General features: G+C 67.7%; 10 protein-coding genes. 6 read left to right on the top strand and 4 right to left on the bottom strand.

Going from position 1 to position 13,655, the window contains the following annotated elements; translation table 11 throughout:
- Nucleotides 1-22 precede the first annotated feature (22 nt).
- On the top strand, nt 23-1,249 hold the full coding sequence (locus LH407_RS08980) for a glycosyltransferase family protein (RefSeq protein ID WP_322134330.1): 1,227 nt from the start codon (nt 23-25) through the stop codon (nt 1,247-1,249).
- A gap of 54 nt (nt 1,250-1,303) precedes the next feature.
- Here the strand turns inward: LH407_RS08980 and aspS are convergent, their stop codons facing one another.
- From aspS to LH407_RS08995, 3 genes are all read right to left on the bottom strand, one after another.
- On the bottom strand, nt 1,304-2,632 hold the full coding sequence (gene aspS / locus LH407_RS08985; RefSeq protein ID WP_322134329.1) for an aspartate--tRNA(Asn) ligase: 1,329 nt from the start codon (nt 2,630-2,632) through the stop codon (nt 1,304-1,306).
- 59 nt (nt 2,633-2,691) lie between these two features.
- Entirely contained in the window at nt 2,692-3,630 is a 939-nt protein-coding gene (locus LH407_RS08990; RefSeq protein WP_322134328.1) for a M56 family metallopeptidase, read from the bottom strand.
- A gap of 142 nt (nt 3,631-3,772) precedes the next feature.
- Nucleotides 3,773-4,135 (bottom strand): BlaI/MecI/CopY family transcriptional regulator, encoded by a 363-nt coding sequence (locus tag LH407_RS08995; protein WP_322134327.1) that lies wholly within the window; start codon nt 4,133-4,135, stop codon nt 3,773-3,775.
- 189 nt (nt 4,136-4,324) lie between these two features.
- On the opposite strand from LH407_RS08995, the gene LH407_RS09000 reads away from it, so the two are divergent.
- From LH407_RS09000 to cydC, 3 genes are read left to right on the top strand one after another with little or no spacing between them, the layout of a single operon-like run.
- On the top strand, nt 4,325-5,899 hold the full coding sequence (locus tag LH407_RS09000; RefSeq protein ID WP_322134326.1) for a cytochrome ubiquinol oxidase subunit I: 1,575 nt from the start codon (nt 4,325-4,327) through the stop codon (nt 5,897-5,899).
- A 25-nt stretch (nt 5,900-5,924) separates the two neighbouring features.
- Nucleotides 5,925-6,965, top strand: coding sequence for a cytochrome d ubiquinol oxidase subunit II (gene cydB, locus LH407_RS09005; protein ID WP_322134325.1), 1,041 nt, complete (start codon nt 5,925-5,927; stop codon nt 6,963-6,965).
- Nucleotides 6,962-10,216 carry a thiol reductant ABC exporter subunit CydC gene (gene cydC / locus LH407_RS09010; RefSeq protein ID WP_322134324.1) on the top strand — a complete coding sequence of 1,085 codons (3,255 nt, stop codon included), beginning with the start codon at nt 6,962-6,964 and terminating at the stop codon, nt 10,214-10,216. Before cydB ends, cydC begins: the two co-directional genes overlap by 4 nt.
- A gap of 71 nt (nt 10,217-10,287) precedes the next feature.
- Here the strand turns inward: cydC and LH407_RS09015 are convergent, their stop codons facing one another.
- A complete protein-coding gene (locus tag LH407_RS09015) occupies nt 10,288-10,620 on the bottom strand; it encodes a winged helix-turn-helix transcriptional regulator (RefSeq protein ID WP_322134323.1) in 333 nt (110 codons plus the stop codon).
- A gap of 64 nt (nt 10,621-10,684) precedes the next feature.
- Here LH407_RS09015 and LH407_RS09020 point away from each other — a divergent pair, with 64 nt between their 5' ends.
- Together LH407_RS09020 and LH407_RS09025 are read left to right on the top strand one after the other, a co-directional pair.
- A complete protein-coding gene (locus LH407_RS09020) occupies nt 10,685-12,901 on the top strand; it encodes an LLM class flavin-dependent oxidoreductase (protein ID WP_322134322.1) in 2,217 nt (738 codons plus the stop codon).
- A gap of 124 nt (nt 12,902-13,025) precedes the next feature.
- Entirely contained in the window at nt 13,026-13,655 is a 630-nt protein-coding gene (locus tag LH407_RS09025; RefSeq protein WP_322134321.1) for a histidine phosphatase family protein, read from the top strand.

Raw genomic sequence — 13,655 nt, forward strand, 5'->3', positions numbered from 1 at the left:
GCGCCTTCGATAGGCTCGGTGCGTGAGCGATGAAGAGACGCCGCAGTCCTTCGACCCGAATCCGCGCATCGTCGACGAGTACACGGCACTCGTTGAGGGACGGTACGCCGACGGGTCTCTCGGTCGACTCCTCATCGTCGTCTCGACGGCCGATCTCGGGATGTCACGGGGCGACCTGTACGTCGCGATGGGGCTCGCCAAATACCTACGCCGACGGGGCTGGGGCATCACCCTGTGGCCGACCGAACGCTGGACCGAGCAGACCCCGGAGGGTTACCACGCCGCGATCGTCATGATCGAGACGTTCGTTCCCGGGCTCATTCACCCCGACACTCACGTCATCGCCTGGGTGCGCAACTGGACCGAGCGTTGGGCTGCGCTTCCCTACCTCGACACTTTCTCGCAAGTGTGGTGCAGCTCCCCGGCCTCGGCCGACCGCATCAGAGAGGTCTACCGGGGTCGAGTCGAGGTGGTGCCGCTGGCAACCGACCACGAACTCTTCTCGCCCCAACCGGTCGAGCGAGCCGATGCCGTGGTGACCACCGCGAACTTCTGGGGTGTCAATCGTGGGCTGGGGGATGCCCTCGCGCGCATCGCCGAACACGAGACGGTCACCTGGTATGGCAAAAATGCGCGCTTCCTCGACCTGCCGGAGGGCATCGACCACCGGCACACCATGGACTACTTTGCACTGCCCTGGGTGTACTCCGCGTGGCGCTTTGTTGTGGACGACGTCATCGAAGCGGCATCCGTTTACGGAACCCTCAACAGCCGGCTTTTTGACGCGCTCGCGTGCGGCGCGATCGTGGTCACCAACACTCGATCGGGCCTCGCCGAACTGGGTCTCGATGAGGTGCCGGTCTACGAGAACGCCGACGACCTCGTGGGTCTCATCGCCCGGCTTCGCGAGGATGCCGACGCCGGGGTTGCGCTCAGCGAGAGGCTTCGCGCTATCGTCCTGGAGCGCCACACGTACGAGCTTCGTGCAGAGGCGGTATCCGCGTACCTGGAGGAGTGTGTTCCCGGCGCCGACCGGACGGCGCTCCTCGCGTGGTCGACGGAACTTCGTGAGGCGTTCCGTTCCGAAGAATTCGAGCATGCGCGACTCCGCACCGCCTACCACGACCTGTACGACGAGGTGCTACACCGCCGTAAGCACATCGAGCAGCTCGAGGCCGCAGTGCACGCGTACCAGAACAGTCGGGTACGCCGGTACTGGGGGTACGTGCGGCGTGTGTTCGGCCGCTGACTCGGGTTGCCGCTGAGCGTCACCGGCCGCTGAACGTTACGGGCCCGCTGAGCCTTACGGCGTCAGGCGCGTCGGTCCGCGGAAGAGGTACGTTGCCTCGCGGATGTTCGGCAGGTGCAGCATGAGCATGACAACACGCGACAACCCCATACCGAAACCGCCGTGCGGGGGTACTCCGTAGCGGAAGAAGTCGAGGTAGAAGTCGAGCTCCTCCGGGTCGAGGCCCTTGTCCTTCGCCTGCTCGATGAGCACGTCGACGCGGTGCTCACGCTGTGCTCCGGTGGAGATCTCAACGCCGTTAAAGATGAGGTCGTAGCTGTTCGTCAGGCCCGCGTCATCCGCGTGCCGCATGTGGTAGAACGGCCGGATGCTGGAGGCGTAGTCGGTGAGGAACACGAACTCACTGCCGTACTTCTCGAGTGCGTACGCCGCGATTTGGCGTTCGCCCTCCGGGTCCATGTCGGCGTCGGTGCGCGGCACCGTGTAGCCGCGCTCGGCGACGATCTGCTTCGCCTCCGCGAGCGGGATGCGCGGGAACGGGGCCGTCGGCACCGTGATGTCGAGGTCGAAGAGTGCCTTGATCTCCTCGCCGTGCTTGTCCTTGACGGCCTGGAAACCGGCGATGAGGAGCTCCTCGTGGAGCTTCATGACATCCTCGTGCGAATCGATCCAGCTGATCTCCGCGTCAACACTCGTGAACTCGGTCGCGTGGCGGCTCGTGAAGCTCGGGTCGGCACGGAAAGCCGGGCCGATTTCGAAGATCTTGCCGAAGCCGGCAGGCTGCGCCATTTGCTTGAAGAACTGCGGGCTCTGTGCGAGATACGCCTTGCCCTCGAAGTACTCGACCTCGAAAAGCTCGGCCTTCGATTCGCTCGCGCTCGCCATGAGCTTGGGGGTGTGCAGCTCGATGAAGTCGTTCTCGACCCAGTAGGTGCGCCAAGCGTGCTCGAGGGTCGTCTGGATGCGGAAGATCAGGTTGTTCTTCGGCTGGCGGAGGTCGAGGAAGCGCCAGTCCATGCGCTTGTCGACACCCGTGTCATCCGCGATCGGAGTCTCCGGGATGGCCGCTGCCGCAATGTCCATGCCCTCGAGCTTGATCTCGACACCGCCGAGCTTGACACGCTCGTCGTGCTTGAGCTCGCCCGTTGCGGTGAGGAACGTGCCCTGGGCGAGGCCCGAGATGGCGTCGGCGAGGGCATCCTCGGCGGGTGTTCCGTCTTCGGCGAACGCTCGCGGGTGCACCAGTTGCACGGCGCCGGACTCATCGCGCAGCACAACGAACTGCACCTTCTTCTGATCGCGCACCGTATCAACCCACCCGGAGACGGACACCGGTCCGTCGGTAGCAGCGGCGAGGTTCTTGATGAGGGTGCGTTCGGTCACCGTACGAGTGTAGTTCTGCCCGGGGGACGCGTACGCCGCGGGAAGGCCCCGTCGTGCGCTCAGCCGCGCAGGGACGCAACGAGCGGTGCCACAAAGAGGAGGGCGGGCGGCACGAGCACGAGGGCCGCGGCGAGGGCGAGAACCGCCGTCTCCGCGGGGCGCGGGAGCGGGGGTTCGGCGAGCCTCGCGAGGCGTGTGGTGAGGGCATCCGTGGGGGTCGCCTCGTCATCGATCGAGGTGACGGATGCCCCGGCCCCCACTCGCACGATGGCGTCGGCGAGTACCTCGTCGTCGACCACACGGCGCGCTTCGTCATCGGCGAGCAGCTCGATGAGCAGGCCAACCTCTTCTTGCGCGCGGTAGGCGATGGGAAACCAGGGCAGGGACGCGCGCCAGGCGCGGAAAAACACCAGGACGATGTCGTGCCGTTGTTTGACGTGGGCGCGCTCGTGTTCGATGACGGCGAGCATCTGTTGTTCGTCGAGGAGCTCGATGAGTCCCGCCGAGACGACGGTGACCGACGAGATCGCGCCGGGGAGGCAATAGGCGACCGGGGCCGGGGTGTCGATGAGTCGCGTGCCCGAGTCATGGGGCTGGCTGAGCAGCATGAGTAGGCCCGCGTGACGACGGCGCTGGCGCTCGGCTCGCACGACGGTCACGAGCAGGTTGAGGAGGAGGTGCCCGGTGAGGAGGGCGGCACCGGCGAGGGCGAGCACGTTCCAGAACTCGAGCGGGCGGAGTGGGGCTTCGCCGAGGAGCACACCCGGGAGGGCGAGTGCGCCAGCGAGGAGGTTATCTCCGAAGGGCAACAGGCCGAAGGTCAGCAGTGCACCGATCATGGAGAGCCCACCGGCGACGGCGATCGCCTGCCACAACACGAGGGCGGTGGCAGGGCTCCGTCGTGTCCAGCGCGCTCCCGCGAGTAACAGCGGTACCGGCCATGCGAGGGCCAGCGCGAGCGCGGCGAGAAGCGCGGGTGCGACGAGGGCTCCCGTCATCCGTCACCACCCCACCCTTGGTAATTCACTCTTCTCCGGAGGTTTTGCCTGACACGCCGGGCAACCACGTAACCAGTGTGACTCAACACCAAAAGCTCCGGAAAAGTGCGCGAGAACACACTCCGGGGAGAGTGGCCAGGTTCTAGCGCCCGGCGAGGAGTCGCCGCAGTGCTTCGGCGTCTTCCGGGCCTACCTGGCCGACGAAGCGCTCGAGCACGGCAGTGCGGTTGGATGCCCCACCCAGAACTTCGTGCATGAGGTCGGCCATATGGTCCTCGCGGCTCGCCGCTGCACGGTAGCGGTGCGGGCGGACCGACCGCTCGCGCTGCACAAACCCTTTGGCCTCCAACCGCGACAGAACGGTGAGGACGGTGGTGGCGGCGAGAGCTTTGCTTCCGTCGGTCTGTTCGGCGAGGGTCGCCTGAATGTCGTAGGCCGAAAGGGTGTCGTCGGTTGCCCACAGGAGGTCCATGACCTGCCGCTCGAGCTCTCCCAGTGTCGCCATGTCCAGAATTCTACCCCCGAGTAGAAATAACTTCTACAGAGGTGTAGAAATGAGTTCTACGACAAGTAGAAAAGACCGGCGGGACCTTCGACCTTAGGGGCGGGGCATCCGATCTGGCCAACTTGGCGAGGGGCGCCGACCGACGACCCGACACAGCCGCGCGAGAGCGCCGTCCCAGAAGGGGCCACCGTGGATCCGCTTGAGATTGCCCGCTGGCAGTTCGGCATCACAACCGTCTACCACTTCGTCATGGTGCCGTTGACGCTCGGCCTCGGCCCGCTCGTCTTCGTCATGCAGCTGCAGTGGGTGCGCACGGGCGACGAAAAGTGGCTCAGAATGACCAAGTTCTGGGGCAAGCTCTACCTGATCAACTTCATCATGGGTGTCGCCACCGGTCTCGTGCAGGAGTTCCAGTTCGGCATGGCGTGGAGCGAGTACGCCCGATTCGTGGGCGACGTCTTCGGCGCACCGTTGGCCATGGAGGGGTTGCTCGCGTTCTTCGTCGAATCGACCTTCCTCGGCCTGTGGATCTTCGGCTGGGATCGACTTCCCAAAAAGGTGCACCTCGCGACCCTCGGGCTCGCCGTGTTCGGTTCGATCGTGTCGGCGTTCTTCATCATTGTCGCCAACTCGTGGATGCAGCATCCGGTCGGTGTCGAACTCGTCGACGGTCGCCCCGTCATGAACGACATCTGGGCCGTGCTGACCAACAACACGGCGCTCGCCGCCTACAGTCACACTCTCTTCGGTGCGATCGCGGTCGGCGGTGCCCTCCTCATCGGCATCGCGTGGTACCAGCTCTGGCAGCGCCGTCGCGATGGAATCGACACGACGGATGCCCGGGGCAGGGTCGTTGTTGGCGAGAACCTCAGCATCCCCGGCCGCGACAAGGCAGACCACACCGTGTGGTTGCGGAGCCTGCGTATCGGCGCGCTCGTAGCCATCGTCGGCTTCGGTGGTGTCGCGATCACCGGCGACCTGCAGGCCAAGCTCATGTTCGAGCAGCAGCCGCTCAAGATGGCGGCGGCGGAGGCCGCCTGCCACGACGGCACGAGCTTTTCGGTGCTCTCGATCGGTCCGCTCGGGGGTCAGGACTGCAACCAGGTGGTCGGCATCATCGAGATCCCCGGTGTGCTGTCGTTCCTCGCGCACGGCGACTTCGACACCGAGATCAAGGGTGTGAACACGCTCATCCCCGAGTACCAGGAGGCGTACGGCACCCACCTGCCAGACAACCCCATCTACGGGGAGCGCGCGGGGCAGGAGATCCAGTACCTGCCGCTCATGGAGGTCACCTACTGGGGCTTCCGTCTCATGATCGGCTTCGGGGCGCTCGCCGCCGGTGCCGCCGTCCTGGCACTGTGGCTCACCCGCAAGGGAACGGTTCCCGCGTCCAAGCCGCTCATGTGGGTGGCGGTCGCGAGCATCGCGGCACCGTTCGCGGCGAATATCGCGGGATGGGTGTTCACGGAGATGGGACGCCAACCGTTTGTTGTCGCCCCCAATCCGACCCCCGGTGGTGTTGACGGTGTGTTCATGTTCACGGCGGCCGCCGTCTCGCCGGGCGTGAGCGGCGAGGAGGTCATCTTCTCGCTCGTGAGTCTCGGCCTCATCTACGGTGCGCTGTTGGTTGTCGAGCTCACCCTCATCGTGAAGTACGTGCGGGCGGGTGTTGCGGGGGTCATGCCCGCCGAGGAGACCCCGAGCGATGACAACCCGACCGACCCCGACAGGCGAGACGACGTGCTCGCGTTCGCCTACTGAGCCCGGATAGACAGGAGCAACCGCCATGGAATTCCTTCCCACCGTCTGGTTCATCGCCATCGCCGTGCTCTGGATCGGCTACCTCCTCCTCGAGGGATTCGATCTGGGTGTCGGGATGCACGTGCTCACCTCGACACGGAGCGACAAGCAGCGCCGCCTCATGCTCAACACCATCGGCCCCGTATGGGACGGCAACGAGGTGTGGCTCATCACGGCGGGTGCCGCGACCTTCGCGGCGTTCCCGCTCTGGTACGCGTCGCTCTTCTCGGCGCTCTACATCCCCCTGGTGATCGTGTTGGCTTCGCTCATCTTCCGGGCGGTCGCCATCGAATACCGCGGCAAGCGCAACGACGACGCGTGGCGTCGCCGCTGGGACCTCGCCCTCGGCCTCGGGTCCTTCGGTGCAGCCTTCGGTGTCGGTGCCGCCCTCGCCCTCACGACCACCGGGTTGCCGCTCAACGAGAACGGCGACCGAGTTGGTGGTGCGTTCGCATGGCTCACCCCCTACGCGGTGCTCGGCGGGCTCGCGGTTGTCGGCTTCTGCCTCGTGCACGGTGCCGCCTTCCTCGCGCTCAAAACCGATGGCGAGGTGCGCGAGCGTGCGCGGCGTTTTGTGGTCCGCTGGTCGCCGGTGGCGTTGTTGCCCATCGTCGCGTGGGTGTTGGTTGTGCAGTTCCAGTCGGGAGGCGCGGCGAGCTGGGTGCTCGTCGTGCTCGCGGTGGTCGCGATCGTCGGTGGGTGGTTGGCCGCGCGGGCAGGGCGCGAAGGGTGGAGCTTCATCGGCATCGCCGCCTTCGTGGTTGCGGGAGCGGCATCCATCTTCACGGCGGTCTTTCCCGTGGTGCTGCCCTCGACGATCGACCCCGCGTTCAACCTGACGATCTCGAACGCGTCGAGCGGTGAGTACACCCTCGGGGTGATGTCGGTTGTCGCCCTTATCGGCCTGCCCATCGTGCTCGCCTATCAGGCGTGGACGTACTGGGTGTTCCGTAAGCGCATCAGTGAGGGGAGCATCCCCGACGCCCACACGATCGTCGCGGCCGTCGGCCGGCGCGCCACACCATGAGACGCGGCCCGCTCGAGGGTGTTGCGCCCCGGCACGTGCTGGTGCTCGGGTTGCTGGCTGCCGTCAAGGCTGCGGCGCTCGTCGGCATCGCCCAGGCGGTCGCGAGCGGGGTTGTCGCGGTCATCGCGGGCACCGACACGTGGCGCGACGCCGTGGTGCTCGGCATCGTGAGCGGGCTTGTGCGCGCCGCCGTCACGTGGGCGAGCACAAGTTACGCCACCCGTGCGGCGATCGGTGCCAAGGAGGCGCTCCGGAGCGACCTCGCGCGCCGGCTGCTCGGCACGGGGGAAGCCCGGGTCGGCTCGAGCGCGATCGTCGGCAGCGTAGGCCTCGACGCGCTCGACACCTACTACCGCACGGCCTTGCCCGCCACAATCACGGCGGCGGTCGTGCCGCTTCTCATCGGTGCTCGCATCCTGTTCGCCGACCCCGTGAGCGCCATCATCATCGTGCTCACCGTGCCACTCGTGCCCGTGTTCATGGTGCTCGTCGGCCTGCACTCGAAGGAACGGGCGGATGCCGCATCCGCCAGCCTGCAGCGGTTGAGCGACAACCTCGCGGAGCTCGCGCGTGGCCTCCCCGTGCTCGTCGGGCTCGGCAGAGTGCGGGAACAATCGGAGGCGCTGCGCGAGGTCTCGGAGCGCAACCGCGCCGCGACGATGAGCACACTCCGGTCGGCGTTCCTGTCATCGCTAGTGCTCGAACTCATCGCCACGATCTCGGTTGCCGTTGTCGCCGTATTTGTGGGGGTGCGGCTCGTAGGCGGGGACCTGCCGCTCGAGGTGGGCCTCCTCGCGCTGGTGCTCGCGCCGGAATGCTTCACACCCTTCCGCGAGGTCGGTGCCGCGTTCCACTCGTCGCAGGACGGTCTCGCGGCGATGCGTCGCGCACGCGAAGTGATCGATGCGCCCGCCGCTGGCGATGACCGTCGCCCTGGGCGTGACCTCGAGGTGCGTGACCTCGTGGTCACACGCGACGACAGGTCGGCGCCGATCGTTGACGGACTAACCTTTCGTGTTCCCCGCGGCACCATTGCCGCAGTGGAGGGCGCGAGTGGTGCGGGCAAGTCAACGATCCTGGGTGTGCTCGCGGGGGTGGTGCCCTGGCAGGGCGGCACCGTGAGCGGGGTGCCAGCGGGTTTGGTGGCGTGGGTGCCGCAGCATCCGCACACCGTCGCAGCGACGGTTCGCGACGAGGTGCGGCTGTACGCCGACACCGATGAGTCGACGGATGCCGCGCTCGAGCAGCTCGCGTTGACGGGTATCGCTGCCGACGACCCTCAGCGCGTGAGTCCCGGGGAACTGCGGCGCCTTGCCGTCGCCCGCGCGCTCGTGAGGGTTGATGCTGGCGCCACCGTGGTGCTGTTGGACGAACCGACGGCGCACCTCGACGCTGCCAGCGCCGCGCTCGTGGAGGGCGCCATCGAGGGGCTTCGCGGCAGGGCGACCGTGGTGCTCGCCTCGCACGAGGCCGGGGTCGCTTCCCTTGCCGACCAGCGCATCGTGCTCACGCGCCAGGGCGGACTGCGCGACGACGAGTCGGGCGGAGCCCAGCGCGAGAAGTACGAGCAGAGCGAATCGGCGGCACGCACAAGCCGTGGCGCGCTCGCGGAACTCGGCGCGTTCCTGCGCCCGACCGCGTGGCGTATGGTCGCCGCGGTGCTCCTGGGGTCGGCGGCCGCGCTCGCCGCTGTATCCCTCACCGCCGTGAGCGGGTGGCTCATCGTTCGCGCGAGCGAGCAACCGCCCATCATGTACCTGCTCGTCGCGATTGTCGGGGTGCGGTTCTTCGGAATCGCGCGTGCCGGCCTGCGCTATGCCGAACGGCTCGCGACCCACGACGGAGTGCTCGGCTCGGTCACCGACCTGCGGTCGCGGCTGTGGAACGGACTCGCCGCCCGCGGTCTCGGCTCACGGGTGCTCACCACGGGTGGCGCAGCCCTCGACTACCTCGTGGGGGCGGCCGATCGTGTGCGCGATCTTGTGCCCCGCGTTGTGCTCCCGCCCGCGGTGGCCATCGTCACGGGGATCGCGGCTCTCGTCGCCGTCGGCCTCCTGCACTCCGCGGCAGTCCCGGTGCTGCTCGCCGGCATCGTGGTGAGCCTCGTTGTCGGGCCCGCGGTGGCCGTACTCGCAGATCGTCGGGCGTCGGTGGGGGCGGCCGCGGTGCGCACGTCGGTACTTCGCGAATTCGCGGCGATGGTCGCGGCATCCGGAGATCTCAGCGCCAACGGTGTCGGGGACCGGATGGTCGACCGGCTGGTTGCCCTCGACGCGCGTGCGAGCAGACTGGCGCGCGGTACCGCGTGGGCCCTGGGCCTCGGAAACGCGGTTGTTGTTCTCGCGGGTGTCGTCACGGCCATGCTCATGCTGCCGGCGACCGTGGATGCCGTCGCTGCTGGAACCCTTCCCCCCGCGGTTGTCGCCGTGCTCGTGCTGCTGCCGCTCGCCCTCGTCGAGCCGCTCACGGGTCTCGTCGACGCCGTGCAGCAGTGGCCGGCGCTCGCCGCAGCGCTGCGGCGGGTGCACGACGTCGCGGCGACGGATGCACCGCGCCGGGGCACACGAGAAGTGACACGTATCGACGAGCTCGAGCTCGACGGACTTGCCGCCACCTGGGCGGGTGCCGAACGCCCCGCGTTCCACGACCTGACCGCGCGCGTGACGCGCGGGGAATGGCTTGTGGTTGAGGGGCCGTCGGGGGCGGGCAAGTCGACGCTTCTCGCGACCCTCCTCGGAGACGTCCCCGTGACCGCTGGCAGGGTTCTGCTCGATGGAGTCGATGCTCGGGAGTTCGCGCCGGATGCCCTCCGCCGTCGCATGGCGTGGTGCCCGCAGGAGGCGCACCTCTTCGACTCGACGATCCGCGGCAATCTCCTCCTGGCCCGCGGCCGCGAGAATCGCCCCAGTGACGTCGACCTGGAGCTTGTGCTCATCAGAGTTGGTCTCGGTGACCTCCTCGAGACGCTCGAGAACGGGCTCGACACCCGGGTCGGGCCGTCGGGGTCGCGGCTATCGGGCGGTGAGCGTCAGCGACTCGCCGTCGCGAGAACGCTCCTGACCGATGCCGACATCGTGCTCCTCGACGAACCAACGGCGCACCTCGACGCCGACGCGGCGGAGGGCCTCATGGACGACCTCCGTTTTGCGCTCCGCGACCGCATCGTGGTGCTCGTCACCCACCACGCCTCGGAACGCCGTACGGGCGACGAGCTACTGAGCCTGGCCCGGGCATCCGTCACCACTTCGTGAGGTGCCCACTTCGGTGGCTTCTGTGTTCGAAATACCCACCGAACTGGGCACCTCACGGGCTGGACGCGGTGCTAGACGCGGGCGGGGGTGCCCCAGCGCTGACCCCAGGCCGCGAGGGGTTGGAGGGCGCGCATGAGGTCGGTGCCGCGCTCGGTGAGGGCGTAGCGGATCTGCACGGGAACGGTCGGGATGACGTCGCGCTCCACGAGCCCTTCCGCCTCCAGTTCGCGCAGGCGTTGGGCGAGCATCCGGTCGGAGAGGCCCTCCACACGCCCGAGGATTTCGCTGAAGCGGGTTGACCCGAGATAGAGGGCCATGAGGATGCCCCCGCTCCACCGTTTGCCGACCGTTTCGGCGGAGGCCTGGAAGCGGCGGCACTCCTCGTCATAGATGTGTTCAGTCACTTACCTATAGTAAGTCACTTACGAGCAACTTTGATTGTGGGCGGACCACGAGCATGCTGGTCTCATGCCCGACTATGGCCACTCCCTCGAATTCGGGGTCTTCATCACCCCGACCGCAGCCGCACCCCAGCAGCCCGTCGCTCTGGCACAACTCGCCGAGCAGCTCGGGTACGACGTAGCGACGTTCCAAGATCACCCCTACCAGCCGTCCTTCCTCGACACGTGGACCCTCATGTCGTGGGTCGGGGCGAGCACCGAGAGCATCACCATCTCGGCGAACGTGCACAGCCTGCCGCTGCGCCCGCCCGCCGTGCTCGCGCGGTCGGCCGCGAGCCTCGACCTTCTCTCCGGTGGACGGGTCGCGCTCGGTCTCGGCGCCGGAGCGTTCTGGGACGCGATTGAGGCGATGGGTGTGCCGAGGCTCACCGCCGGCCAGGCCGTCACGGCGCTCGACGAGGGAATCGACATCATCCGTGGCATCTGGGATGCCGCGAACCGAACACCGCTGCGCGTGAGCGGCGAGTTCCACTCTGTCGATGGCGCCAAGCGCGGCCCAGCACCGGCCCACGACATCCCGATCTGGATCGGCGCGTACAAACCCCGCATGCTGAAGCTCACGGGCGCCAAGGGCGACGGATGGAGTGTGTCACTCCCGTACCTGCAGCCGGGCGACCTCGAGGCCGGAAACGCCACCATCGACGAAGCGGCGACCGCGGCGGGTCGAGATCCTCGCGAGATCCGACGGCTCCTGAACGTGTCCGGCGAGCTCTCCGTCTCGCAGCTCGTCGACTTCGCACTCGACAAGGGGATCGGCACGTTCATCCTCGCCGCCGACGACCCACGCGTGATGCAGTCCTTCTCCGAACTCATCCCCGAGGTGCGCGAGCAGGTGGCCGCCGAGCGCGCGACACGGGGAACCGAGCAGGGCCGTGTGCGTAACGCCGTCGCCCTCTCCAAGCGCCGCGAGGGAGTCGACTACGACGGAGTGCCCGCCTCCCTCGCGGCTGACGCCGTCGAACCCGGTGACGCGCGCTACGAGCGGATCCGCAACGGCTACATGCGCGGTGGTTCGCCCGGCATCATCCTGCGGCCCGGCACCACAGAGGAGGTGACGGATGCCCTCGCCTACGCCGCGCGCCACCGTGACCTGCCGCTCGGCATCCGCAGCGGCGGGCACGGCATCAGCGGGCGCTCCACCAATGACGGCGGCGTCGTCATCGACTTGCGCAAGTTCGACAGGATCGAGGTGCTCGACGAGTCGAAGCGTCTCGTGCGTATTGGTGCCGGTGCACGCTGGGGTGACGTTGCCGCACGCCTCTCGCAGCACGGCTGGGCGCTCTCCTCCGGCGACTACGGCGGTGTGGGTGTCGGCGGTCTCGCGACGGCTGGCGGCGTCGGGTACCTCGGTCGTGAGCACGGGCTCACGATCGACCACGTGCGCGCAGCCGATGTGGTGCTCGCCGACGGCACTGCGGTGCGGGCATCCGCCACCGAGAACCCGGACCTGTTCTGGGCTCTACGGGGTGCCGGTGCCAACTTCGGTGTCGTCACGTCGTTCGACTTCGAGGTCGACGAGGTGGGCGAGGTCGGCTGGGTGCAGCTCGCCTACGACGCGAGCGACCTGGAGGGGTTCCTCGAGCGCTGGGGCGCCGCGCAGGAGGCCGCGCCACGGGATGTCACGACCTTCCTGCTCGTCGGCCGTTCGACCGGGAGCCAGATCGTGGCCCAGCTCATGGGGGTGGTCGACAGCGACGACCCGGACACGATCATCGAACGCCTGCAACCGTTCGCGAACCTCGGTCCGCTCCTCCAGCAAGAGGTGCAACTGAAGCCGTACGCGGCCGTCATGGGCAACACGGTGCCGGGCGACCAGCAGGGTCAGGGCGAACCGAAGGCCCGGTCGGGCCTCGTGCGGCACCTCACGCCGGAGGTGTCCGCGGCGTTGGCGCGGTTCATCCGGAGCGGGGTTCCGTACTTCTTCCAGATCCGCTCGGTGGGTGGCGCGGTCGCCGATGTGGCTCCGGATGCCACGGCCTACGCGCACCGCGATGCGAACTTCGCCATCACGGCACTCGGCACGGGGCGTGAGCGCCTCGACGAGGCGTGGGACACCGAGGTGTACCCGCACCTCGAGGGCCTCTACCTGAGCTTCGAAACCGACCAGCGGCCGGAGCGCATCGCAGACGCGTTCCCGCCGGCGACCCTCACGCGGCTTCGCGAACTGAAGAAGCGGTACGACCCGACGGGGTTGTTCCGCGACAACTTCCCGCTCGCGGGGTGATCCATCCCCCGTGAGGTGCCGACTTCGGCGGGTGCACAGCCCTCAACACCCACCGAACTCGGCACCTCACGGGAGGAAAAGCCGCACTCAGGTGCCCGTTGTCTACGCAACGTAGAATTACCGGGTGCCCGCCGATCTCATCCACCTCGTCCGCCACGGTGAGGTGCACAACCCGGAGCGCATCCTGTACGGGCGCATCGCCGGGTACCACCTGAGCACCCTCGGCCACGAGATGGCGGCGGTGGCGGCCACGAGCTTCGAAGGCCGCGACATCCGCCGCCTCATCGCGAGCCCGCTGCAGCGCACGCAGGAGTCCGCGAAGCCCTGGGCCGACCTCTTCGAGCTACCCATCGAGACGGATGAGCGCATCATCGAACCCCACAACTGGTTCGAGGGCACCCGGATGCGCGAGCGCCTCCGCAACCCGATCTCCTGGCCGCGCCTCATCAACCCGATGCGCCCGAGTTGGGGCGAGTCGTACCGGAGTGTGCTCACACGCATGTTCTCGGCCATCGATGACGCGTGGGCCGAAACGGTGTCCGGCGAGGTGGTGCTCGTGAGCCACCAGATGCCCATCGTGACCGTTGCGCGCAACGTGGCGGGGCGTGTTCCGTTCCACGACCCGCGCAAACGCCGCTGCACACTCTCGAGCATCACGACCCTGCAGCGCGAAGGGGACCGCTTCGTCGAGGTCGACTATCGCGAACCGGCCCGCGAGCTGCTCGAGAACTCGATCGATCTGGGCGCAGTGTGA

The organism is Antiquaquibacter oligotrophicus, from assembly GCF_020535405.1.
GTDB classification, from domain to species: domain Bacteria; phylum Actinomycetota; class Actinomycetes; order Actinomycetales; family Microbacteriaceae; genus Rhodoglobus; species Rhodoglobus oligotrophicus.